21 protein-coding genes and 5 pseudogenes are annotated in these 21,044 nt (G+C 69.3%); 8 read left to right on the plus strand and 18 right to left on the minus strand.

Features of this window, described 5'->3' with window-relative positions; all coding sequences use genetic code 11:
* Positions 1-161 precede the first annotated feature (161 nt).
* The 5 genes from ACWD3E_RS31865 to ACWD3E_RS31885 all read left to right on the plus strand — a co-directional run bounded on the left by ACWD3E_RS31865 (position 162) and on the right by ACWD3E_RS31885 (position 3,624).
* Complete coding sequence (locus tag ACWD3E_RS31865) at positions 162-935, plus strand: thaumatin family protein (RefSeq protein ID WP_451391005.1); 774 nt, start codon at positions 162-164, stop codon at positions 933-935.
* Positions 936-972: 37 nt separating this feature from the next.
* Complete coding sequence (locus ACWD3E_RS31870; RefSeq protein ID WP_451391006.1) at positions 973-1,854, plus strand: glycoside hydrolase family protein; 882 nt, start codon at positions 973-975, stop codon at positions 1,852-1,854.
* A 129-nt stretch (positions 1,855-1,983) separates the two neighbouring features.
* Positions 1,984-2,412 carry a septal ring lytic transglycosylase RlpA family protein gene (locus tag ACWD3E_RS31875; protein WP_451391007.1) on the plus strand — a complete coding sequence of 143 codons (429 nt, stop codon included), beginning with the start codon at positions 1,984-1,986 and terminating at the stop codon, positions 2,410-2,412.
* Positions 2,413-2,452: 40 nt separating this feature from the next.
* Entirely contained in the window at positions 2,453-2,857 is a 405-nt protein-coding gene (locus ACWD3E_RS31880; RefSeq protein ID WP_451391008.1) for a hypothetical protein, read from the plus strand.
* A gap of 278 nt (positions 2,858-3,135) precedes the next feature.
* Positions 3,136-3,624 carry a CAP domain-containing protein gene (locus tag ACWD3E_RS31885; RefSeq protein WP_451391009.1) on the plus strand — a complete coding sequence of 163 codons (489 nt, stop codon included), beginning with the start codon at positions 3,136-3,138 and terminating at the stop codon, positions 3,622-3,624.
* Positions 3,625-3,770: 146 nt separating this feature from the next.
* Here the strand turns inward: ACWD3E_RS31885 and ACWD3E_RS31890 are convergent, their stop codons facing one another.
* The 3 genes and pseudogenes from ACWD3E_RS31890 to ACWD3E_RS31900 all read right to left on the minus strand — a co-directional run bounded on the left by ACWD3E_RS31890 (position 3,771) and on the right by ACWD3E_RS31900 (position 5,244).
* On the minus strand, positions 3,771-4,199 hold the full coding sequence (locus ACWD3E_RS31890) for a VOC family protein (protein WP_451391075.1): 429 nt from the start codon (positions 4,197-4,199) through the stop codon (positions 3,771-3,773).
* A 101-nt stretch (positions 4,200-4,300) separates the two neighbouring features.
* Positions 4,301-4,695: pseudogene (locus ACWD3E_RS31895) on the minus strand (HAD-IC family P-type ATPase); the annotation flags it as partial.
* Positions 4,696-4,842: 147 nt separating this feature from the next.
* Complete coding sequence (locus tag ACWD3E_RS31900; protein ID WP_451391010.1) at positions 4,843-5,244, minus strand: cupredoxin domain-containing protein; 402 nt, start codon at positions 5,242-5,244, stop codon at positions 4,843-4,845.
* A 359-nt stretch (positions 5,245-5,603) separates the two neighbouring features.
* On the opposite strand from ACWD3E_RS31900, the gene ACWD3E_RS31905 reads away from it, so the two are divergent.
* Positions 5,604-5,933, plus strand: coding sequence for a COG4315 family predicted lipoprotein (locus tag ACWD3E_RS31905; protein ID WP_451391011.1), 330 nt, complete (start codon positions 5,604-5,606; stop codon positions 5,931-5,933).
* A gap of 131 nt (positions 5,934-6,064) precedes the next feature.
* Here the strand turns inward: ACWD3E_RS31905 and ACWD3E_RS31910 are convergent.
* The 7 genes and pseudogenes from ACWD3E_RS31910 to ACWD3E_RS31940 all read right to left on the minus strand — a co-directional run.
* Positions 6,065-6,244, minus strand: a pseudogene (locus tag ACWD3E_RS31910) (IS110 family transposase); the annotation flags it as partial.
* A 220-nt stretch (positions 6,245-6,464) separates the two neighbouring features.
* On the minus strand, positions 6,465-7,592 hold the full coding sequence (locus ACWD3E_RS31915) for an LLM class flavin-dependent oxidoreductase (protein ID WP_451391012.1): 1,128 nt from the start codon (positions 7,590-7,592) through the stop codon (positions 6,465-6,467).
* 16 nt (positions 7,593-7,608) lie between these two features.
* Positions 7,609-8,742 carry an LLM class flavin-dependent oxidoreductase gene (locus ACWD3E_RS31920; protein WP_451391013.1) on the minus strand — a complete coding sequence of 378 codons (1,134 nt, stop codon included), beginning with the start codon at positions 8,740-8,742 and terminating at the stop codon, positions 7,609-7,611.
* Positions 8,739-10,166 carry an NtaA/DmoA family FMN-dependent monooxygenase gene (locus ACWD3E_RS31925; RefSeq protein WP_451391014.1) on the minus strand — a complete coding sequence of 476 codons (1,428 nt, stop codon included), beginning with the start codon at positions 10,164-10,166 and terminating at the stop codon, positions 8,739-8,741. Before ACWD3E_RS31925 ends, ACWD3E_RS31920 begins: the two co-directional genes overlap by 4 nt.
* Positions 10,167-10,183: 17 nt before the next feature.
* Positions 10,184-11,386, minus strand: coding sequence for an LLM class flavin-dependent oxidoreductase (locus ACWD3E_RS31930; RefSeq protein WP_451391015.1), 1,203 nt, complete (start codon positions 11,384-11,386; stop codon positions 10,184-10,186).
* A 75-nt stretch (positions 11,387-11,461) separates the two neighbouring features.
* Positions 11,462-11,569, minus strand: coding sequence for a putative leader peptide (locus ACWD3E_RS31935; protein ID WP_389171996.1), 108 nt, complete (start codon positions 11,567-11,569; stop codon positions 11,462-11,464).
* Positions 11,570-11,672: 103 nt separating this feature from the next.
* Positions 11,673-12,632 (minus strand): glutathione S-transferase C-terminal domain-containing protein, encoded by a 960-nt coding sequence (locus tag ACWD3E_RS31940; RefSeq protein WP_451391016.1) that lies wholly within the window; start codon positions 12,630-12,632, stop codon positions 11,673-11,675.
* Positions 12,633-13,059: 427 nt separating this feature from the next.
* Here ACWD3E_RS31940 and ACWD3E_RS31945 point away from each other — a divergent pair.
* Both ACWD3E_RS31945 and ACWD3E_RS31950 read left to right on the plus strand, forming a co-directional pair.
* Positions 13,060-13,443, plus strand: a pseudogene (locus tag ACWD3E_RS31945) (GntR family transcriptional regulator); the annotation flags it as partial.
* A pseudogene (locus tag ACWD3E_RS31950) lies at positions 13,432-13,836 on the plus strand (HEAT repeat domain-containing protein); the annotation flags it as partial. The pseudogenes ACWD3E_RS31945 and ACWD3E_RS31950, both read left to right, overlap by 12 nt.
* Positions 13,837-14,108: 272 nt before the next feature.
* Here ACWD3E_RS31950 and ACWD3E_RS31955 read toward each other — a convergent pair.
* The 8 genes and pseudogenes from ACWD3E_RS31955 to ACWD3E_RS31990 all read right to left on the minus strand — a co-directional run.
* A pseudogene (locus ACWD3E_RS31955) lies at positions 14,109-14,309 on the minus strand (LLM class flavin-dependent oxidoreductase); the annotation flags it as partial.
* A 50-nt stretch (positions 14,310-14,359) separates the two neighbouring features.
* Positions 14,360-14,926 (minus strand): NADPH-dependent FMN reductase, encoded by a 567-nt coding sequence (gene ssuE / locus ACWD3E_RS31960; RefSeq protein ID WP_451391017.1) that lies wholly within the window; start codon positions 14,924-14,926, stop codon positions 14,360-14,362.
* Positions 14,927-15,012: 86 nt separating this feature from the next.
* Complete coding sequence (locus ACWD3E_RS31965) at positions 15,013-15,996, minus strand: ABC transporter substrate-binding protein (RefSeq protein WP_451391018.1); 984 nt, start codon at positions 15,994-15,996, stop codon at positions 15,013-15,015.
* A gap of 39 nt (positions 15,997-16,035) precedes the next feature.
* Positions 16,036-16,842 (minus strand): amino acid ABC transporter ATP-binding protein, encoded by an 807-nt coding sequence (locus tag ACWD3E_RS31970; protein WP_451391019.1) that lies wholly within the window; start codon positions 16,840-16,842, stop codon positions 16,036-16,038.
* The gene (locus ACWD3E_RS31975; protein WP_451391020.1) at positions 16,839-17,867 is read right to left on the minus strand and encodes an amino acid ABC transporter permease; all 1,029 of its coding nucleotides are present in this window, start codon (positions 17,865-17,867) and stop codon (positions 16,839-16,841) included. Before ACWD3E_RS31975 ends, ACWD3E_RS31970 begins: the two co-directional genes overlap by 4 nt.
* 21 nt (positions 17,868-17,888) lie before the next feature.
* On the minus strand, positions 17,889-18,845 hold the full coding sequence (locus ACWD3E_RS31980; RefSeq protein ID WP_451391021.1) for an ABC transporter substrate-binding protein: 957 nt from the start codon (positions 18,843-18,845) through the stop codon (positions 17,889-17,891).
* Complete coding sequence (locus tag ACWD3E_RS31985; RefSeq protein ID WP_451391022.1) at positions 18,842-19,357, minus strand: GNAT family N-acetyltransferase; 516 nt, start codon at positions 19,355-19,357, stop codon at positions 18,842-18,844. The genes ACWD3E_RS31980 and ACWD3E_RS31985 overlap by 4 nt, the downstream gene beginning before the upstream one ends.
* Complete coding sequence (locus ACWD3E_RS31990; RefSeq protein WP_451391023.1) at positions 19,354-20,505, minus strand: LLM class flavin-dependent oxidoreductase; 1,152 nt, start codon at positions 20,503-20,505, stop codon at positions 19,354-19,356. Before ACWD3E_RS31990 ends, ACWD3E_RS31985 begins: the two co-directional genes overlap by 4 nt.
* Positions 20,506-21,044: the final 539 nt, after the last annotated feature.

The raw sequence follows: 21,044 nt of genomic DNA on the forward strand, positions 1-21,044 counted from the left end.
CCTTGGCCCCAGGAGGCCGGCACACAACCGGCCTCCTTCCTCCGCCTTGCTGCGGTCGCCTTCTCGCGCCCTTCAGAACCCGATCGTTGACGTTCATCCGGCGAGGAATCATGCGCAGAACACCTCTGAAAATCCCCCTGCGACTTTCCCTGTCAACCCTCGTGACCGCCATAATCGCCGCGATCGCAGCGGCGCTGTTGGTGGCCACACCGAGTACGGGCGCGGGTGCGGTTGCTCCACGCTCCGCCGCCCCGGCTGCCGCGGCGGCGGTCGACCACACGGTCACGTTCGTCAACAGCACCGGCAGGAAGATCTGGATCGGCAGCGCTGTCAACGCCGACCGGTCGAAGAACTTCGACAAGTTGCCGATCCTGGCGCCCGGCCAGTCGGCGACGGTGACCATTCCCGAGACGACGGCGCCCGGCCACTGGCGCGGAAAGTTCTTCGCACGCATGGGATGTACCGGGACACCGGGCAGCACCTTCCACTGTGCGGTCGGGGACTGCGGCAAGTTCGCCGACCATTGCGCCAAGGACACCGGAGAACAGCCCGCCAGCCTCGCGGAGTTCAACTTCGACTCCAAGGACGCTGTCGCTCCCTGGTACGACGTGAGCTACGTGAACGCGTTCTCGGTGCCGATCACGATCGCCCCCCAGAACGTGAGCCCCGGCGGTGGCGGGTGCGACACAGTGGGCTGCGCGAACAACCTGCTGCCGAACTGCCCCGCGGGCAATCTGACGCGCTGGGCGGACGGCAAGCCGATGCTGTGCACCAACCCCAACCGGGACGCCAAGACGGCCTACAGCGACATGATCGCCTCCCACTGCCCGAAAGCCTATGGGTGGTCCCGGCAGGACCAGGAGCCGGGCAACCAGGTGATGCGGCAGTGCAGCAAGTGCAGCGGCTTCCTCGTGACCTTCCACCGCGCCTCGTGACCGCAGAACACGCGGCCCCCCTGGCCGTGAATGCGTCTTGACGAGCGGCCGGATGACAAAGGAGGAAGCCATGCGAAAAACGCCCAACTTACGTGGTCTCGCCGTGATTCTGGCGGCTCTGTCCCTGCTCGCGTTCGGCAATCATGCCGGCACGCCCACCGACGCGGTGAACGCGTCCTCCGCCACGGTGAAGAAGAAGGGCGTCAGCGCCTGGAACTTCACCGGCGTCACCAACGCGCTTGCCGACTCGAAAGCCGGTTGGTTCTACACCTGGTCCTCGGGCAAGCAGCAGATCACGCCCCCGTCCGGGGTCGAATTCGTGCCCATGATCTGGGGCAAAGGCTCCGTGACCGATGCGGAACTCGGCCAGGCCGAACAGCAGGGCAAGACACTGCTCGGATTCAACGAACCCGACATGCCGGGGCAGGCCAACATGACTGTGCCGCAGGCGCTCGATCTGTGGCCCCGGCTGCAGTCGACCGGCATGCGGCTCGGAGCGCCCGCTGTCGCCACCGGCGCCGACGTCGCAGACGGCTGGCTCGACCGCTTCATGAAGGGCGCCGCCAGCCGTCACTACAAGGTCGACTTCATTCCCCTGCACTGGTACGGCGGGGACTTCGACGCCACGCATGCGACAGCCCAGCTGCGGAACTATCTCCAGGCCACCCACAACCGCTACAGGAAGCCGATCTGGCTCACCGAGTACGCACTGATCGACTTCTCCACCGGCACCCCGAGGTATCCGACACAGGCACAGCAGGCCGCGTTCGTGAAGCAGTCGACCGCCATGCTGCAGGGGCTGCCGTTCGTCGAACGGTACGCATGGTTCACCCTCTCCACCAGCCACGGTGACGGCACCGGACTCTACGACGGTGCGACGGCCAACGAGGTGGGCGCCGCCTATCGCGCGGCCGGCTGAGAAACAGCCCCGCCCTCCATCCGGCAACAGCCGTGCCGGATCACGCATGCCGCCACGGACACGGAGCACATCGCTCCCTCACCGATCCACCACGCCGTGAAACGACACCACATGAAACGAGGAACGAGCATGAGCAAGCGAAAGCTCTACGTCCCACTGGCCACGGGAGCCGTCGCGCTGACCGCCATACTGGGGCTCTCCCCAGCGAGTTCGGCCGCGCCCAGGGCCCCGCAGGCAGGGGCCTGCTGGGCGACGCACTACGGTCCCATGCCTCCCGGAGCCCTCACGGCCAGCGGCGAGATCTTCGACAACAACAAGAACACCGCGGCGACCTCGCTGACACGCAATCCGCAACTGCCGTTCGGGACCCGCGTGAAGGTGACCAACGTCGCGAACGGCAAGTCCCTCGTCGTGCGCATCAACGACCGCGGCACCTTCCAGCAGACGCCGCAGGAACCGAAGTGCCTCGACCTGACCGACGGTGCCTTCAGCCGGCTCGGCGGCAGCCTCAACCCCGACGCCGGCCACATCGTGGTCCGACAGAAGGTCCTGAACTGATCCCGGGCTCTCGATCCACTGCCACCAGAAGGAGAGCCTCATGACCACCATCGGGCAGAAGACGGCAGTCGGACTGGCCACACTCGCGGCCGGCTTCGGACTTGTCTCATTCGCCGCCCCCGCCGGGGCGGCCGCTTCCGCGGCCCCCGTCATCCACCGCTGCGACGCGCACCACACCACTCCCGGGAGCCACCTCTTCGTCCGGCTCCAGACCGGTGACGAGGGACTCTGCTTCACCGGCCAGGGCACCACGACAGACGTCCGGAACCTGACCCCGTTCGAAGCGATCAACCTCAAGCCCGCCGACGGCAAACTCATGCAGGTGACCGTCACCTACGTCACCGCGATGGGCGAGCAGAAGGACAAGGACCTCAACCGTGAGGGCCAAGTCTTCAGGTTCCCGGGTTACGCGTTCCTCAAGAAGGTTGTCATCAAGCCCCTTTGACGACCGACGGGTGCCTGGCCGACGGTCCTCGATCCCTGGCACGCCCAGCATGCGATGCGCCACCCGCAACACCCGGCGAACCGCAGGTTCGGTCCGGCTCGCACGGAAGACCACTCGGCGCGGCCGTGGAAGACGGCGGCCGCGCCGAGTACCGCCCACACACCGTTCCGCCCTGGGAGTTCGTACCGCCGGAACACCCCCGGCCGCCCGGGCAAAGGTGCGGCTCCCCGACAACGACCCGCTGGGCCGCGGTGCCTTGCCCTACTTGGGAGAGAACCATGTCAGTCCCCCGTCACCTGGCAGCGATCGCGATCGGCGCGGTGGCGTCCACCGCGCTGCTCACCGCCCCCGCGTCGGCGGCCCCGAGCCCTGCCTCGATGCGGTCGGAAGTCATCAGGCTGACCAACGCCGAACGCATCAAGGCGGGTTGCCAGCGCCTCACGAGCGACAGCGCACTCACCAAAGCCGCCCAGAACCACACGACCGACATGGCGGACCACAACTTCGTCGGGCACACCGGCTCCGACGGCAGCAGCCTTGTGGACAGGGCCCAGGCGGCCGGCTACACCGGCTGGAGTGCGCTGGCCGAGAACGTCGCCGGCGGGCAGACCACCGCGGCCGACGTGGTCAAGTCCTGGATGAACTCCCCTGGCCACCGGGCGAACATCCTCAACTGCTCGCTCAGGAACATAGGCGTCGGCTACGTGACGAAGCCCGGCAGCACCCAGGGCACCTACTGGACCCAGGACTTCGGCGCAAAGCTCTGAGCCGACTCCGCGGCCTCCCTTCCCTCGGGGGGCCGCGGGTCGGTCGGCCGTGCGTAGTGACTCCAGCAGCCGCATCAGGTCAGACCGGGACAAGGCCATCGTGCGCTCCTCCAGTGATGACCGAAGGATGGGACGTTCGCGGCTCCTCAGTCGATGCAGAACTCGTTGCCCTCGATGTCCAGCATCGGGATGCACGAATCATTGCCGTCATACAGCGTTCGCACGTGTACCGCCCCGAGCGGGACCAGCCGAGCACACTCGGCCTCAAGCGCGGCGAGACGCTCTTCACCCACGAGACCGGTGCCGACCCGCACGTCAAGATGCAGCCGGTTCTTGGCGGCCTTCCCTTCGGGAACGCGCTGGAAGTACAGTCGCGGACCCACGCCTGAGGGGTCAATGCAGGCAAACCATGCGTCCTGCTGCTCAAGTGGCTGCGAGCGCTTGAAATCGTCCCACGTGGCAAACCCCTCGGGCGGCGGCGGTACCACGTACCCCAACACCTCGCACCAGAAACGGGCGAGGCGCTCAGGTTCTGCGCAGTCGAAGGTGACTTGGAACTTCTTGATCGACATCACCGAGCCACCGTATTCGCGCGTGCTCTTCAGCGAAACCCTCGGGGTGCCATCGCCGCGCAGGGCGAGCGCCATTCGTCAGCCGTTGGCTGAGGCGGATGTCCCAGGTTCCGCCGGATGTTGCGCATCGTGGCGCGGGAGAGCCGGATGGTGGTGATGACGCTGGTCAGGGAGCCGGAGATGAGGGTGATGTCGGCGGCCTCGATGGCGACGTCGGCGCCGGTGCCGTTGGCGAGACCGACATCGGCGGCGGGGCGGGTGCGTCGTTGATGCCGTCGCCGACCATGCCGACGGTGCGGCCCTCACCTTGCAGACGGCGGATCTCGTCGGCTTTGTGCTCAGGGAGGGCCTCGGCCAGGACACGTTTCACCCCGACCTGGGCGGCGATTGCTTTCGCCGTGCGGGTGTTGTCGCCGGTGATGTTGACGACGTCCAGGCCGAGCTGTCTGAGGGCGGTGATCGCGGAGGCGGAGTCGTCCTTGACCGCGTCGGCGACGGCGTCCCAAGCCGCTGCGGGAAGCGAAGTGTTCGCGCCGCGCTGCTGCAAGGGGCGCCGTCACGATGCGGTGGGCTCGACCCAGGCGCCGCGCGGCAGTCCTTCTGCCGCCGCACGCCCGTCAGAACCTGCGGTGCGTCCAGAAGGGCCTCAGCGAACCGTCAGCGTCCCCTTCATGTTGGGGTGGTACGTGCAGATGAAGGAATAGGTGCCCTTCTTCGACGGCGCCGTGAAGCTGCCGGACTTACCGCCGGCGATCCGTCCGGTATCGAACGCCTTGCCCTGCGTCGCGGTGACGGTGTGTGCGTCGGAGTCGTCGTTGACGACAGTGACCTTCTGGCCTGCCTGCACAGTCAGGGCCGCCGGGCTGAAGGCGAAGTTCTTCATGGTGATCTGTGCTGCGCCCGCGGCAGGCGACGGTGCGGCTTGGCTGGAGGACGTCGGTGAGAAGGAGTTCTCACTCGCGCTTGAGTATGCGGTTGCCAGCGACAAGGCTGCGGCCGTCGCGACCATGAGGGCTGCGGCGCGTCGGCAGTGATGGGCGGACGACATGGCCTGGCTCCTTCTTGGTAGGTCGGCTTTCGTTCCGCGAGGGCCGGAGGAAGGTGTTCATCGAGGACGGTGGCTGAGCGCCGCTCAGGTACCGCCGTCCGGTAAGCGATGAAACATCCCGGCCAGGAGCTTCATTTTATCGCCGGATCATGGCGCTCGCAGGGCGTAGCGGCGCGCGCGGAGGGTGAAGGCGCGACCATGACCGAGCTCGAAGGCGCGACCGCCCACAGCATGAGCACGGCGACGCCGATGTCCCCCAGGAGGGAGATCTGGAAGAGGGGGCAGCGCTGCGGCCTGATGCCCCTACCGCTTCCGCTCAAATCTCTGCCCGCTGTACCTCGGCGGTTCGGGCAAAGGCGGTGGCCTCGGGCATTGCCTCGGCGCTGCTGCTCGCCCCATGCGGCGTGGTCGGCGGCATGGGCATGGTCAGCACCAGCATGCTGATGGCCAAGCGGATGTCCGGCATGGGGGCGGTCGTCACGGATGCCAAGGGCTGGACGCTCTACGGGTACGACGAGGCGCCCATGTCCATGTGCACGGGAAGCTGTGCGCACACATGGATGCCGGTCATGGCCGACGGTACTCCCAAGGTCATGGGGCTCAAGGCGAAGGTCGGCGCGATCACCAGGGACGACGGGATGAAGCAGGTCGTCCTCATCAGGGAGCAACTCCGCCTCGGGCAGCGGTGATTCGGGAACAGATGCCAGCATGTCGGGGATGCCGGGCATGTGAGGGCAGGGGGCGCGCTGGGCTGGTCGCTGGACCTCGCTCCTGCGTCGAGCCGATCCAGCCGGGCACGATCCCCCGTCTCACACAGCCCCTATGAGCGGGGTGCTGGCTGTACCTGTTTGACCAGGTGGAAGACCTCTCGGGCCGCATAGCGTTTGAGGCAACGGACGATTTCGCGTCGGGTCTTGCCCTCCTTGATCCGGCGCTCGTAGTAGTCCTGGGTACGCGGGTCGACCCGCAGACGGGTGAACACGATGCGATGGAGCGCGGCGGCGACCGGCAGGCCAACACCGGCGTAGCTGCTCGGGCAGCGCCTGTTCGCCCGGCGAGCGGTCGAAAGTCACGTTCGTGGCCTGCCGGGGAAACCACCAGAAGCCGAGCAAGCGGACCGGCCGAACCCGCACCACTACGATCCAGCAAAGACTGAGCGCCGGGGCCGGCGAGAGTCGGCGAGCCGGCCGCTCGGCATCAGGAGCCGGGCCGCGACCTGCTCATCGGCGTTGCCACTCCTCTGCGAGGAGTTGGTAGGAGCGCACGCGGTCGGCCTGGTCGTGGGTGATGGTGGTGATGATCAGCTCGTCGGCGCCGGTGGCCTCCTGCAGTTGTTCGAGCTGGTCGGCGACGTGCCCCGGGGAGCCGACGAACTGGGTGTCGACACGGTCGGCGACCAGGGCCCGGTCCGCATCGGTCCAGGTGTGGGCGCGGGCCTGCTCCGGGGTCGGGAAGGGGATGGCGCCCTGGCCGGTGCGGATGCTGCGGACCCATGGGCCGTAGCCGGTGGCCAGTTCGCGGGCGGTCTCGTCGTCCTCGGCGACGACGACGTCGGCGGAGACGCTGACGTAGGGCTTGTCGAGGTGGTCGGACGGCTGGAAGGCGGCGCGGTAGCCCTCGGCTGCTTCCAGTACGGTGGCCGGGCTGACGTGGTAATTGGCCGCGAAGCGCAGGCCGTTGCGGCCCGCGACGTCGGCGCTCTGTCCGCCGCTGCTGCCGAGGATCCATACCTGCACCGCGGCGCCCTCGCCGGGGATGGCGTGTGCTTCGACCCCGTCCGGGGAGCGGTAGTCGCCGCGCAGGAGCGCGAGGATGTCGTCGACTTGCTCGCCGTAGTCCTGGGGGCCGGCGCCCGGCTGGTGCAGGAGCTGCTGCTGGAGCAGGAAACGGGGCGAACCGATCAGGTGCTCGAAGGAGAAACGTGGCGGGATCTTCAGCCCATTGGGGGCACGCCCGTCGACGACGGGGGTCGTGGTCGGCCGGGGCCCTGCCGTCTGTCCAGGTTGACGTCCGCCCGAGCGGCCGAGGCCCAGGTCGAGTCGCCCGGGGTGCAGGGCGTCGATCAGCCCGAACTCCTCGACGGTGGACAGGGCGGTGCGGTGACCGAGCTGTACGGCACCGGCGCCGATCCTGATCGTGGAGGTCGCGGAGGCGGTCAGGGCCAGGACAACGGCGGGAGAGGTCCCGGCCACGCCCGGGTTGAGGTGGTGCTCGGCGAACCAGTAGCGGGTGTAGCCGAACCGCTCGGTCTGCCGGGCGAGGTCGATGGTGTTGCGCAGCGCCTCTGTGGCGGTGGAGCCGGACGGGATCGGGACGAGGTCGAGGACCCCGAGAGGGATGCCGGACATGGTCGGGTGGTGCTCCTCAGCGGTCGGTGGGCGCGGGTGCCGGTGCGGGCGCGGATACGGACTCGGGCTCAGGTTCGGGGCCGGGCTCGGGCTCGGCGGTGACGGGAGTCCAGGGGAACGGCGGGTCGGGGATGTCGCGTCGTAGAACGGGGGCGATGTCGGACTGGAAGAGTTCGAGTGAGGCGCGGTGCTGGGCTTGAGTGAGGCCGCCTGCATCGGCGTGCAGATGGAGCACGCTGTGTCCGAACTGCTCGTGGTAGCGGTGCACCTTGTCGATCACCTGCTGCGGGCTGCCGATCAGCGCCGAGCTGCGTTCGACGAAGTCCTCCAGCGTGGCGAACACCGGCTCGACTCCCAGCTGCTCCTGGAACGCGAGATGGCCCTCGAAGACCGGCCGGTAGGCGGCGATCGCTTCCTGCGAGGTGCGGGCCGCGTAGTAGCCGGCCGTCCCTGCTCCGACGCCGGCCTGAGCCGGGTCGTGGCCGTAGTGCTCCCAGCGCTCCCGGTAGTGGCGGATCAGTTCGGCGTACGGCTCGATCGGGTGGGTGACGTTGGCCGAGAAGAGCGGATCTCCGTAGCGGGCGGCGAGGTCGACCGATTCCCGGCTGGTCGCGCTGCCGTGCCAGACCCGGATGGGTTGCTGGAGCGGTCTGGGCCAGACCTCGGCGTCCGTCAGCTCGGGGCGGAAGCGGGGGGAGGCGCTCACCTTGTCCTGCCGCCAGATGCGGCGGAACAGCTCGTAGGTCTCGGCGTTGCGGTGCCACTGGTCCTCGGGTGTGACGTGGAACAGGTCGCGCTGGGCGGTGCCGTTGCCCTTGCCGATGATCAGGTCGAGACGGCCCGCGGACAGGTGGTCCAGGGTCGCGTAGTCCTCGTACGCGCGTACCGGGTCGAGCAGGCTGAGGGTGGTGACGGCGGTGAACAGCCGGATCCGGGAGGTCAGCGCGGCGATGTGGCTGAGTACGACCGGTGGCGAGGAGGAGATGAAGGGCCGCTCGTGGCGTTCACCGACGCCGAAGCCGTCGAATCCGAGTTCCTCGGCCAGCAGCGCGTTGTCGATCACCTCGCGGAAGCGCTCGTTGGTCGTCTTCTGGATACCGGTCACCGGATCCGGGGCGTGCACGATGAGGGTGATGGCCAGGAACTTCACGACGCCGCCCGTCGGGTCTCCGCCTCGGCGCGGGCGTCGGGGTGTGCCAGGCCGAGGTGGTCGCGGAGCGTGGTGCCCGTGTAGTCGCGGCGGAACACGCCGCGTTCCTGGAGCAGCGGAACGACGGTGTCGGCGAACTCGTCCAGGCCGCCTGGGGTGATGTGCGGCACCAGGATGAAGCCGTCGGCGGCGTCCGCCTGGACGAAGTGGTTGATCGTCTCGGCGACGGTGGCCGGGGAGCCGATGAACGACTGGCGGCCGGTGGTCTCGATGACCAGCTCGCGGATCGACAGGTTCTCCGCGGCGGCTCGCTCGCGCCACTGCCGGGCGACGGCGAGCGGGTCGCGGAACATCCGGACGCTGGCCCGGCCGCGGGCGATGGTGTTCTCGCCGGGGGCCGGGTCGATGTCGGGGAGCGGGCCGTCCGGGTCGTAGGCGGACAGGTCCCGGTTCCAGACATGTTCCAGGTACTTGATCGCCGTCTGGCCGCTGACCTGCTGACGTCGTACCTCATGGGCCAGTTCCTGCGCCTCGGCGTCGGTGTCACCGAGTACGAAGGTCGCCGCGGGGAGGATCAGCAGTTGGTCGTGGGTTCGGCCGTGGCGGGCCAGGCGTCCCTTGACGTCGGTGTAGAAGGCCCGGCCCGCCTCCAGGGTGCTGTGCCGGCTGAAGATGGCGTCGGCGCCGGCGGCGGCGAACTCTCGGCCCTCGTCGGAGTCGCCTGCCTGGAAGATCACCGGGCGGCCCTGCGGGCTGCGTGGGACGTTGAACTGGCCGGCGATGTCGAAGTGCTGTCCTTGATGGACGAAGGCTCCGGCCTGCGCATCCTTGAGGAAGATGCCGGACTGCTGATCAGCGACGATTTCGTCGCCGTGCCAGGAATCGAACAACTCGGTGGCGGTGGCCAGGAACTCCTTGGCCCTGGAATAGCGCTGGTCCTGGGGGAGGAAGCCGCCGCGCCGGAAGTTCTCGCCGGTGAAGGCGTCCCACGAGGTGACGACGTTCCAGGCCGCGCGTCCGCCCGACAGGTGGTCCAGGCTGGCGAACTGGCGGGCCACCTCGTACGGCTCGTTGAAGGTGGAGTTGATGGTGCCGGTCAGGCCGAGCCGTTCGGTGACGGCGGCGAGCGCGGACAGAACGGTGAAGGTGTCGGGCCGTCCCACCACGTCCAGGTCGTAGATCTGGCCGCCCTGTTCGCGCAGCCGCAGTCCCTCGGCGAGGAACAGGAAGTCGAACTTGGCTCGTTCGGCGGTCCGTGCGAAGTGCACGAACGAGCTGAACTCGATGTGGCTGCCCGCCCGCGGGTCACTCCACACGGTGGTGTTGTTGACGCCAGGGAAATGGGCCGCGAGATGGATCTGCTTCAGGGGCCTGCCCGAAGTCGCCTTGCCCGTGGCCGGCGTGCCGGTGTTCGGCTTGCTCATGGTGGTACGACTCCCCCTCAGACGGCGGCGTAGCGGTTGGCGGGGCGGGTGAGCCCGAGCAGCCCGCGTAGGGTGTCCGCCTCGTAGGCGCGGCGGAAAGCGCCTCGGCGTTGGAGTTCGGGGACCAGGCCCCGTGTGACCTGCTCCAGGTCGTGGCCGATCACTCCGGGGCGCAGCCGGAAGCCGCTCAGGCCGGCCCGGCGCCACTCCAGCAGCAGGTCCGCCAGTTGTCCGGGCGCACCCGTGAACACCTCGGCGTCGCTGGTGTAGGCATGGCCCGCGAGGCCGTCCAGGCGGGCCTTGCGGTCCTCCGCCGCCGCGTGATCGTCGTCGAGGAACACCACCAGGTCACCGAAGACGTGCAGTGGCTCCTCCGCCCGCCCCGCGGCGGCCTGGGCGGCACGGATCTCGGCGACGACGGTGCGGGCCTGGTCGCTGTCGTGCGGGGTGACGTAACCGATGTCGGCCGAACGGCCCACCAGTTGGTACGGCACGCTCTGGTGCGCGAGCGCGCTGACGACAGGCTGGCCCTGCGGGGGCCGAGGGGTGATCGAGGGCCCTCTGACGCTGAAGTGCCTGCCCTCGAAGTCGATGTAGTGCAGCTTGTCACGGTCGATGAAGCGCCCGGTGGCGGCATCGCGGATCTCCGCGTCGTCCTCCCAGCTGTCCCACAGACGGCGCACCACCTCGATGTAGTCGGCGGCCTCCTCGAAGAGTTCGGCGATCAGGTTCCGGCCGGCCGGGGTGTCCCGGTCCTCGGCGCGGAGAGGCGGGAAGGTACGGCGGCCGAAGTGCGCGGCCTCGTGCTGCCGTGCCGTCACCTGGACGCGCAGGCCCGCGCGACCGGTGCTGACGTAGTCCAGGGTGGCGATCGCCTTCGAGATGTGGAACGGCTCGGTGTGGGTGGCGACCACGGTCGGCACCAGACCGATGTGCCGGGTCAGCGGGGCGACCCGCGCGGCGACCAGCACGGCGTCCAACCGGCCCCGCACCTGGTCGGTGCGCCCGTCCGGCTCCGTGAGGTGCGAGGACTGCGGGCCGAGCGCGTCCTCGAACGTCACGAAGTCGAGCAGGCCGCGTTCGGCCTCGGTCACGAGATCGGCCCAGTAACCGGCAGTGAACAGGTCGTGGGGCCGGGCGCCCGGCTCACGCCATGCGGCCGGGTGCCAGCCGGTGCCGTCCAGGGCCACGGCAAGGTGAAGAGGGGGATGTGCGGACACGAGAAGGGTGCCTTCCTGGTCGACCGTATGTGATCACCAGTCCTCGTGCAGAAGGACTCGGTGGCGGGGAACAGGTCAGGAACGACAGAGGGCGCCGGCCACCCGTTGCAGATCGATGTGAGGCCGGGAGTACAAGCGGACGCAGCCGCGCGCGACGAGAACCCCGGCAGCCGGGACGAGCACGCGAGAAACGGCGGGCAACAGTCACCTCCGCTCTTCCAGCTGTTTGTCCTGCTCGGATCGGGGCTCGCCGCCTCCGGCATGGCAGGCCCCATGTCGTCGCAGGTTAGGCGGAGCCGGACGGAGGAAGGTGGAGAGCGTGTTGCGGTTCCATGAAACCGTCCAGAGGCTCCTGGCAGGGCTGAGCGGCGGCACCGTCCGCGATGTGCACCGCCCAGTCCAGGATCTGCACGGCCGCCCCTGCGGCCTCCAGTCCTCGGCAGTGGGCATGGTGCCTGCGGGTGATGCCGTCCAGGTCGAGGTGTCGGCCGAAGGCGGGAAGGGCGGCGAGTCGTCGTGCGTAGGCCCACAGGTGTGGATGCTCGGCGATGCGGTGCACCGCGGCGGCGTCCAGGTGCAGTCGGTGCACGGTGTCGATCCGCACCAGGGTCACCCACAACTGCACGTCGGCGGCCGTCATTTCGTCGCCCAGGATGAAGTCCTGAAAGGCGAGCCGCCCCTCCAGTGAACCCAGGGCGCGGAGCAGGGATGTCAGGGCGGTCTGACACTCCCCGGCATCGGTGTCGGCCTGTCCGGCGTGCTGTGCGGCTGCGTTGATGCGGTACTCGCAGAGGTGCTCGACGGCCTCGATCTCCGCCCCGGCGCCGTGCGGGTACAGCGCGGGCCGGTCGGGGTGGTCACAGCCGAAGTACCGGGCCAGGTCGTGCAGGATGTCGGGGGTGTGCGTGCTGACGATCCGCCCCGTCCAGTCGTCGCTCAGCACCGGTGCCGCGGTGGCGCCGGAGTACCGGTGCGAACTGGTCTCGTACAACGGGCGCAGAGCGGAGTGTCCACCGTCGGGTCCGTCGGGCACGGCCGGCAGCAGCACCACGGGGAGGGTCTCTTCCAGGCCGAGCAGGCTGTGGGTGATGGCGATCCGCAGACAGTGGGGGCAGGACAGCGAGAGGTGGAGGCGGTAACGGCGCGGCACAGCGTAGTAGCCACTGCTCGCGTCACGGCCGATCCTGCCCCGGAACGAGGGCACCGAGGGACGGGACGGCACGGTGGTCGAGGGTGCGGCGGACATGTGTCTCCCTGGGTCCGGGTCCGGCTTCTGGTTCTCAGAGGTGCGGCGGGCAGCACCGGGGCGTGGGCGTGCGGCAGCGTTGAGGTGTACCCGTATGCGACGGGACGGGTGCCGGTGGGCACCGCCGGTTCAGCGAGGAGCGTTCGCCGCGCTGCAGACGCGCAGGAGATCGATGTGGCGGCGGGAGGTCAGGAGGAGAGACGGCCGGCACGCACGCGCGGAGCGGTCGGCAGGCGGCTCCAGACGCTCCATCATTTCCTATCCATCCACTGGGGAATCTGTACTGGAGTGTCAGGCGGCCTTCGCGCCCCGTCAAGAGGGCCTTCTCGCGTCGCGCCCGACGTCTCACATGATGAGAGGATGACCCGACTTCCAGCCGGCGCTGCGCCGCCGGCACCGGCAGAGACTGGCAGATGCTCCCATCCGTCTGACGAATACCCAGTTCAGCGACGCATCCGGCAGGGCGTCAGGTGGCGCAACAACCGACCGCATCCGAGACCACGTCGGCCAAGGCGCCGCGACCACGGTCGCCGCCCACCGCAGCCGGCGCAGGCTGCGCGCCGACCGGGCCAGGCAACTCGCCGGCCTGCTCCGCCGCCAACTCCTCACCGGCGCCTTCCCCAACGGCGCGCTCCCCCACGAGTCGACCCTCGCCACCGACTACCGCGCCTCCCGCAACACCGTCCGCCAGGCCCTCGGCCTGCTGCGCACCGAGGGTCTCGTCGAGCGCCAGCCCGGTGTCGGCACCCTGGTCGTGGCCCGGAAGTACCCTCACGGCCTCGACCGCCTGCTGGGCCTTGCGGAGGCCCTGGCCGGCATGGCTCCGGGTCCGGACTCGGACGTAGTCCGCTCGGCCCTTGCCGAACTGGTCGACGATCCCGACGCCCTGGTGCGCGGGGCCGCCTACGAGGCCCTGGGCACGACCGGCTGTCCGACCCTTCTGGCCGTACATGCCGAGTCAGCCCTGTCCGACCCGGCCTGGCAGGTGCGGGCCGGCGCCGCCACCGCCCTGTCCGCCGCGGACCCCGACGTGGCCGTCCCCGCACTCGCCAAGGCCGTCGCCGACCCCAACGCCGACGTCCGCAAGGCCGCGGTACTGGCCCTGACCCGGCACCGTGCCACCGAGGACGCCCGAGCAGCCCTGACCACCGCGACGGCGGACTCGGACGCGGACGTCAGGGCCTGTGCGGCGCGGGCACTGTGATGCGTCCTGGCGACGGACAAAGAGCCGGGCTGTGCGCCTCCGGACACCGGGACGACGTCTCCGGCCGATGCGGGCGCCGGCCGCCGTCTGCAGCCGGACGACCAGCAGCAAAGAGTCCGCCCAGCTCGTCGCGTTTCCGCGCGCGACCGGCCGCGTTCGAGGTCCTCGGAGATCACGTGAGCCGTCGCGGGCCTGCCGCACCGGCGGAGGGTACATGAACCGAGGGTGCCTGCCGGCCGCATGGATGCCTCCACAGCCCATGCTGGAGCGTCGGTGGGCAGCCAGGCATCCTCGCGCCAGGCGCCGGTGGGGGTCGGTGCGCCGCTGCAGCCGAAGACCTCGGCAGCGCGGGCGATCCGGGTGAGGTAGCCGATGCTCGGCGGCCGGTCACCGCCGGTTGCGGCAACCGGGGTGGCGTGGCCGCCGTCGGCGACATGGCGGCTGTCGCCGTTGGTGGGCAGGAACCGGTGCAGGGTGAGGCGCGTAGAGGTTCACGCCTTTCGCTTGTCGTCGGCGGTCGCGGTCAAGCTGCTCGTCCGGCGGCCGCCGGCAGGGGCGTACGGCTGCCGAGGGCGTTGGAGAACCGGTCGACGACCTGGGCGAGGGCCTCGGCCGGGCCCGGCGCGACGGTCAGGGTGCCGTCCTCGCCCACCGCGATGTCCTTGTCGAGCGTGAACCAGCCCTGGACGATGTGCGCGGCGCCCATGGAACTGAGCACCGGGCGCAGGGCGTAGTCGATCGCCAGGACGTGCGCCGTGGTCCCGCCGGTCGCCAGCGGCAGGACCGTCTTGTCGGCCAGGGCGTACTGCGGCAGCAGGTCCAGCAGGGACTTCAACAGCCCGGAGTAGGCGGCCTTGTAGACGGGCGTGCCGATCACGACGCCGTCGGCGCGCTCGAACAGGGCGGTCGCCTCGGCGATCGCCGGGTGCCGGAAGTCGGCGCCGAGCAGCGCCTCGGCGGGGATGGTGCGGACATCGAGGGGGATCACCTCGTGTCCCTGGGCCGCGAGCCGCGCGTCCAGGTGGCGCAGCAGCCGTGCGGTACGAGAGGTGGCGGAGGGACTTCCGGAGACAGACAGGACGGTGGCCATGGCGGACCCTTCAGGGGCGTGAGATTTCTTCGTGGGGGTGTGGGGCCGCGTACCGCGGCGTATTGCGGCCCCACACCCAGCAACGGCTACTTGTTGGTCTTCGGCAGGCCGGGAGGATTGATCTCGGACTTGGTCACGGCCTCGTTGGACAGGCCCCAGCGCTTCAGCACCTTGGCGTATGTGCCGTTGCGGATGATCTCGTTGAGTGCGTCGGCGAGCGGCTTGACCAGGCCGCTGTCCTTCTTGGTGGTGGCCGCGATGAGGCCCTGCAGGGTGGCGCCGGCGCCGGAGTACGTGCCGACGACCTCGGTCTTCCCGGTGGTGGCCGCGTGGTAGGCGGCGGTCGGGTTGGGGCCGAGGTAGAGGTCGATCCGGCCGGACTGGAGGGCGAGGTAGGTGTCGCTGTCGTTCTGGTAGTACTTGATGTTCACCGGCTTCAGGCCGGCCTTCACGTCCTCCTTGCTCCACTCGATCAGCAGCTTCTCCTGGTTGGTGCCGCTGCTCACGGCGACCGTCTTGCCCGCCACGTCCTTGGGCCCGGTGACCTTCAGACCGCTGCCCTTCTTGGCCTCGAGGCCGAGGTTGTCCTGGCGGTAGCCGGCGAAGTCGTACTTCTCCTTGCGCTCCTCGGTGTCGGTGATGTTGCTGAAGCCGACGTCGTACTTGGCGCTGTCGAGGCCGACGAAGATGTTCTCCCAGGAGACGGTGTTGATGTGCGGCTTGAGCCCGAGTACGTCGGCGACCAGGTAGGCGATGTCGGGTTCGACGCCGATGACGGTCTTGTTGTCGGTGGCGTAGAAGGTCAGCGGCGCTGCGGAGCCGGACGAGCCGACGATCTCCAGGGTGCCTCTCCTGCGGATCGTCTCCGGGACCTCGGCGGCTATGGAGTCGACCCTGCCGGTGGTGATGCGGTGCTGGTCAGGGCTCAGGTTGATCTTCGTGCCGGCGCCCTTGGTGGCCGCGACCTCGGTCGTGCCGCCGTCGGAGGGGTTGCTGCACGCGGCGAGGACGAGGGCGGCGGTCAGTCCCAGCGCGGCTGCGGAGGTGCGGCGGGTGAACGAGGTGGACATGGTCGTGCTCCTTGCGAGGGCGAAAGGGGTGAGGGGCGGTCAGAGGACCTTGGAGAGGAAGGCGCGGGTGCGCTCGTGCTGCGGGTCGTCCAGTACGGCCGCGGGCGGGCCCTGTTCCACGACGACACCGCCGTCCATGAACACCACGGTGTCGGCGACCTCGCGGGCGAAGCCGATCTCGTGGGTCACGACGATCATGGTGGTTCCGGTGCGGGCCAGGCCGTTGATGACGTCGAGGACTTCGCCGACCAGCTCCGGGTCGAGCGCAGAGGTGGGCTCGTCGAAGAGCAGCACCTTCGGTTCGAGGGCGAGCGCGCGGGCGATGGCGACGCGCTGCTGCTGACCACCGGACAGCTGCCGGGGGTAGGCCCCCGCCTTGTCGGCGAGACCGACCCGGTCGAGGAGCCGACGGGCCCTCTCCTCCGCTTCCTTGCGCGGTCGGCGCAGCGCGGAGACGGGAGCCTCGATGAGGTTGTCCAGCACGGTCAGGTGCGGGAAGAGGTTGAAGTTCTGGAAGACGAACCCGATGTGGGTGCGCTGTTTCAGAACGTCCTTCTCCTTCAGCTCGTGCAGCTTGGCGCCCGAGCGGCGGTAGCCGATGAGTTCGCCGTCGATGCTGATCCAGCCGCGGTTGACCTTCTCCAGGTGGTTGATGGTGCGCAACAGCGTGGACTTTCCGGAGCCGGACGGGCCGAGGACGACGGTGACTTCGCCGGCGCGGACCTGGAGGTCGACGCCGCGCAGCACTTCCAGCGGACCGAAGCTCTTGTGGACGCCGTGGACGTCCACCATCACGTCGTCGACCGTCGGCTTCACGTCCTTGAGGGCCACCGTCATGTCGCTCATCGGCTGTCTCCCAAGGGCTTCAGGGGTACGACGGGCTGGTGACGCTGTGCCGCCGCGGCACGCAGGTCGCGGACGAAGCGGCGGGCGCGCTGGATGGGGGTGGGCGGCGGAGTGCGGTTGGCGCCCCGGGCGAAGTGCCGCTCCACGTAGTACTGGGCGACCGACAGCAGGGAGGTCAGCACCACGTACCAGGCGGTGGCGACCAGAAGCAGCGGGATCACCCGGCCGTTGCGGCCGTAGATCACCTGCACCTGGTAGAACAGCTCACCGATGGACATCACGTAGACCACCGAGGTGCCCTTGAGCAGGCCGATGATCTCGTTGCCGGCCGTCGGCAGGATGGCGCGCATGGCCTGCGGCAGCACGATCCGGCGAATCTGGCGCAGCCGTGGAATGCCCAGCGCGGCGGCGGCCTCCAGCTGCCCGTGGTCTACGGCGATGACGCCGCCGCGGACGATCTCCGCGGCGTAGGCGGCCTGGTGCAGCGTCAGTCCGATGACGGCGGCACCGATGCTGCCGATGAGGCTGTTGCTGTCGACGGACCAGAACACCGGACCGAAGGGGATGCCGACGCCCAACTCTCTGTACAGCGCGCTCAGGTTGAACCAGAACACCAGCTGGACGATCATCGGGATGGAGCGGAAGATCCAGATGTAGGTCCAGGCGACGGTCTGCAGTACCGGGCTGCGCGACAACCGCATGAACGCCAGGACGGTGCCGAGGAGGAAGCCCAGCACAGTGGCGTACGCGGTGAGCTGGAGGGTCACCCCAACCGCCTGGACGATCGTCTCGGACAGGACGTAGTCACGGAAGACGCCCCACTCCCAGACCGGGTTGGTGACCAGCCCGTGCGCGAACTGGGCGACCAGCACGACCACGGCCACGGCCGCAACCCAGCGGGCGTAGTGGCGGGCGGGGACGACCTTGAGCGAGGCCGGGTCGTCCGGGGCGGACGGCGTTTCGGGGCCGGTGCCCCGGGAGGCCGCGCCGGGTGGCGCGGAGGCGGAATCGGTGGTGAGTCCCATCGTGGTGTTCCTGCTTACTCGTTACGTGTGTTCGGGCGGGTTGATCCGCGACGTGTCGATCGCGGAGGCGGAGGTGCCCCACTTCTTGAGGATTCGGGCGTAGGCACCGTTCTTGATCAGCTCGTTGACGGCGGACTGGAACGCCTTGGTGAGCGGGGAGCCCTTCTTGAAGGCGAAGCCGACGTCGAGGCGGTGGTACTCGCCGAGGAAGGTGGTCTGCGCGGCGGGTTGTGCGGCCTGGTAGCGCAGGCCGTTGATGGTCGACATGATCACGTCGATGCGGCCCTGCTGGAGCGCGGTGAGCGTCGCCCCGTTCTCCGAGTAGACCTTCACGTCGTACGGCTTCTTGCCCGCCTTGGCACACACCCCCTTCTGCGCGGTGAGGGTCGCCTCGAAGGTGGTGCCGGCCCCGGTGCCGATGGTCAGCCCGCACAGCTGGGTGAGGTCGGTGACCTTCGTCTTGAGCGCAGTGCCACCCGTCTTCACCGCGAAGCCCTGGCCGTCGTCGATATAGGTGACGAAGTCGATGGTCTTCAGGCGTTCGGTGGTGACGCCGAAGTTTCCGGTGCCGACGTCGTACTTGCCGCTGCCGAGGGCGGGCAGGATCGTCTCGAAGGAGGCGTCCTGGCGCTCCAGCTTCACGCCGAGGACCCTGGCCACCGCGTCGGCGAGGTCTATGTCCTGGCCCGCGGGCGGCTTGTCCTGCCCGTTGGGGTAGTACGCCCCGGGCGGGAATCCGATCGAGCTGCCGACCCGCAGCGTGCCCGCCTTGCGGACGTCGGCGGGCAGCAGGGCGGCGACGGAGTCCACCTTGTGTACGGAGGCGACCGGATCGTCGGTCGGCGCGGGGGATGCCTGAGCACCCGTCGGTATGGCTCCGGAGGTGTCGCCGGAGCCACAGGCGGTCAGCGCCAGTACGGGCAGCAGCGCGATGGCGGCGGCGATGCGCAGGCGGGTTCCGATGCCACGGACGCTCACAGGTCGGCTGCCTTTCCTTGGTGTGGTGCGGCCGGCAGGTGCTTTTCGAACGGCAGGGGCCCGATGGTTTCCGGGTCGGCCTCGGTGTCGAACAGCGGGATGTAGCCGGTCGTCAGGTACAGGCCGCGAGCCTCGGGCTGGCGCGGACCAGTGGTCAGGTAGATCCGCCGGTAGCCGCGAGCGCTCGCCTCGCGCTCCAGCTCGGCGACGACGCGTCGGGCCAGACCGCGCCTCCGGTGGGCGGAGTGTGTCCAGATCCGCTTCAGCTCGGCTGTCGTCTCGTCGTACCGGCGGAACGCGCCGCCCGCGACCGGCTCGCCACGCTCGAGGAGCAGGAGCAGTACGCCGCCGTACGGCGTGGTGAACTCCTCGTCCGGATAGCGGGCCAGTTCGGCGTGAGCGTCCTTGCCGTAGCGTCGTGAGTACTCGTCACCGAGTTCGCGCAGCAGGGGCTTCACTCTCGGGTCGGCGACGACGACCTGAGTAATCGTCAGTTCGGAGGCGGACGTCATCCGTTCACCGCCGCCAGGTGCTGCGTGCCGCGGGCCGCCCGCTCGGCGTCGCGCTTGGCGACCTCCTCGCGGACGATCGGGATCACGTACCGGCCGAAGTCGATCGCGTCGCCCAGCATGTCGTAGCCGCGGGCGGAGAGGATGTCGACGCCGAGGTCGTAGTAGTCCAACAGTGCCTGGGCGACCGTCTCCGGGGTGCCGACCAGGGCGTTGGAGTTGCCCGCGCCTCCGGTGGCGGCGGCCGTCGGGGTCCACAGGGCGCGGTCGTAGCGGTCCCCCGCCTCGGCGATGGCGATGAGCCGCTGTGAGCCGACGTTTTGAGGTGTTGCAGCCTGCGGCGCGGCATGCCCATTGTGGCGCTTGGTGATCGCCTCGCCCTTCTCCTTGCGGGCCTTGATCGCACCGACCGTGCGGTGGGCCTTCTCCCAGGCCAGCTCCTCCGTCGGGGCGATGATCGGGCGGAACGCAACCTGGATGCGGGGCAGCTCGGTGCGGCCCGCGGCCTTCGCGGCGGCCCTCACAGCCTCGATCTGTTCGGTGGTCCTGGCCAGGGGCTCGCCCCACAGGCAGTAGATATCGGCCTCGGCGCCCCCGGCGGCGTATGCGGCGGGCGACGAGCCGCCGAACGACACGTCCGGGCGGGGCTGTTGGACCGGGAAGACATCGCTGACGAAGTCGCGGAAGCGATAGTGCTCGCCCTCGTGGTCGAAGGGCTCGTGGGTGGTCCAGATCTTCTTGACGATCCGGATGTACTCGCGGGTGCGGGCGTAGCGCTCGTTCTTGGTGAGGGTGTCGCCCTCACGGCCCTGTTCGTGGTCGTTGCCGCCGGTGATGAAGTGCACGGTCAGCCGGCCCTCGCTGATCTGGTCGAGGGTGGCGAAGGTCTTGGCGGCGAAGGTCGGGTACGAGACGTTGGGCCGATGAGCGAGGAGGATCTGGAGGCGGTCCAGCCTGCTCGCGATATAGGCGGCCGCCGGAGCGGGGTCCGCAGACCCGGAGCCGTAGGCGAACAGCACACGGTCCCAGCCGTGGTCCTCGTGCGCCCGGGCGAGACGGAGCGTGTACTCCTTGTCGAAGGCGGCGCCGGAACGCGGGGTGGTCTCTGAGCCGTCGTTGGTGGCGGCGATGCCAAGGAACTCCACGGGCATGGGAGATGGCCTTTCCTCAAGTCCTCTGGGGCCGTGCCGCTCCGTGGGCAGTACCCGGGCGCGGCGGAGCAGCCCTGGGTGCGGCCGGGTGTGACGGCGCTTCAGGGTGCTGGAAGCTTCGTGGTGAGCAGGTGTGACAACGCCGGGGCATGGGCCTCGGGCGAGGTAGGGCGGCGGCAGCGGCTGGTGTCGGGTCTCGCAGCCCGTCCGTACGCGGATTCAGCGTGTGTTCAGCGCGCGCGTATGACGGTGCCGCGAAGGGAGGAACTCGGCCCGCGACGGGGTCACCGAGGGAGGGAAGGGCCGGTCAGACGGCCCGCTGCCGCGTCAGGCGCAACACGCGGCGGACCACACCCGACCGAAGTCGATGTGGTCACGGGTGACCAGGTGCCGCTCGGCATTCATGCGGTTAATTGAGCAGTACATCTCGCTTCTCGTCAACCACGGCCCGGATGCCGGACCGGCGCCCAGCAGTTCCTGTGCGTGGTTGACACATGCGCACGGTGCGCCCATACGATCGAGGACGGACCGGCTCCGCC

It is taken from the genome of Streptomyces sp. NPDC002676, from assembly GCF_053592455.1.

What these genes read in the sequence shown, in the direction of transcription:
- ACWD3E_RS31875 (WP_451391007.1), top strand. Translation starts at nt 1,984, where the DNA reads ATGAGCAAGCGAAAGCTCTACGTCCCACTGGCCACGGGAGCCGTCGCG.
- ACWD3E_RS31880 (WP_451391008.1), top strand. Translation starts at nt 2,453, where the DNA reads ATGACCACCATCGGGCAGAAGACGGCAGTCGGACTGGCCACACTCGCG.
- ACWD3E_RS31885 (WP_451391009.1), top strand. Translation starts at nt 3,136, where the DNA reads ATGTCAGTCCCCCGTCACCTGGCAGCGATCGCGATCGGCGCGGTGGCG.
- ACWD3E_RS31900 (WP_451391010.1), bottom strand. Translation starts at nt 5,244, where the DNA reads ATGTCGTCCGCCCATCACTGCCGACGCGCCGCAGCCCTCATGGTCGCG.
- ACWD3E_RS31915 (WP_451391012.1), bottom strand. Translation starts at nt 7,592, where the DNA reads ATGTCCGGCATCCCTCTCGGGGTCCTCGACCTCGTCCCGATCCCGTCC.
- ACWD3E_RS31925 (WP_451391014.1), bottom strand. Translation starts at nt 10,166, where the DNA reads ATGAGCAAGCCGAACACCGGCACGCCGGCCACGGGCAAGGCGACTTCG.
- ACWD3E_RS31940 (WP_451391016.1), bottom strand. Translation starts at nt 12,632, where the DNA reads ATGTCCGCCGCACCCTCGACCACCGTGCCGTCCCGTCCCTCGGTGCCC.
- ssuE (WP_451391017.1), bottom strand. Translation starts at nt 14,926, where the DNA reads ATGGCCACCGTCCTGTCTGTCTCCGGAAGTCCCTCCGCCACCTCTCGT.
- ACWD3E_RS31965 (WP_451391018.1), bottom strand. Translation starts at nt 15,996, where the DNA reads ATGTCCACCTCGTTCACCCGCCGCACCTCCGCAGCCGCGCTGGGACTG.
- ACWD3E_RS31970 (WP_451391019.1), bottom strand. Translation starts at nt 16,842, where the DNA reads ATGAGCGACATGACGGTGGCCCTCAAGGACGTGAAGCCGACGGTCGAC.
- ACWD3E_RS31975 (WP_451391020.1), bottom strand. Translation starts at nt 17,867, where the DNA reads ATGGGACTCACCACCGATTCCGCCTCCGCGCCACCCGGCGCGGCCTCC.
- ACWD3E_RS31985 (WP_451391022.1), bottom strand. Translation starts at nt 19,357, where the DNA reads ATGACGTCCGCCTCCGAACTGACGATTACTCAGGTCGTCGTCGCCGAC.
- ACWD3E_RS31990 (WP_451391023.1), bottom strand. Translation starts at nt 20,505, where the DNA reads ATGCCCGTGGAGTTCCTTGGCATCGCCGCCACCAACGACGGCTCAGAG.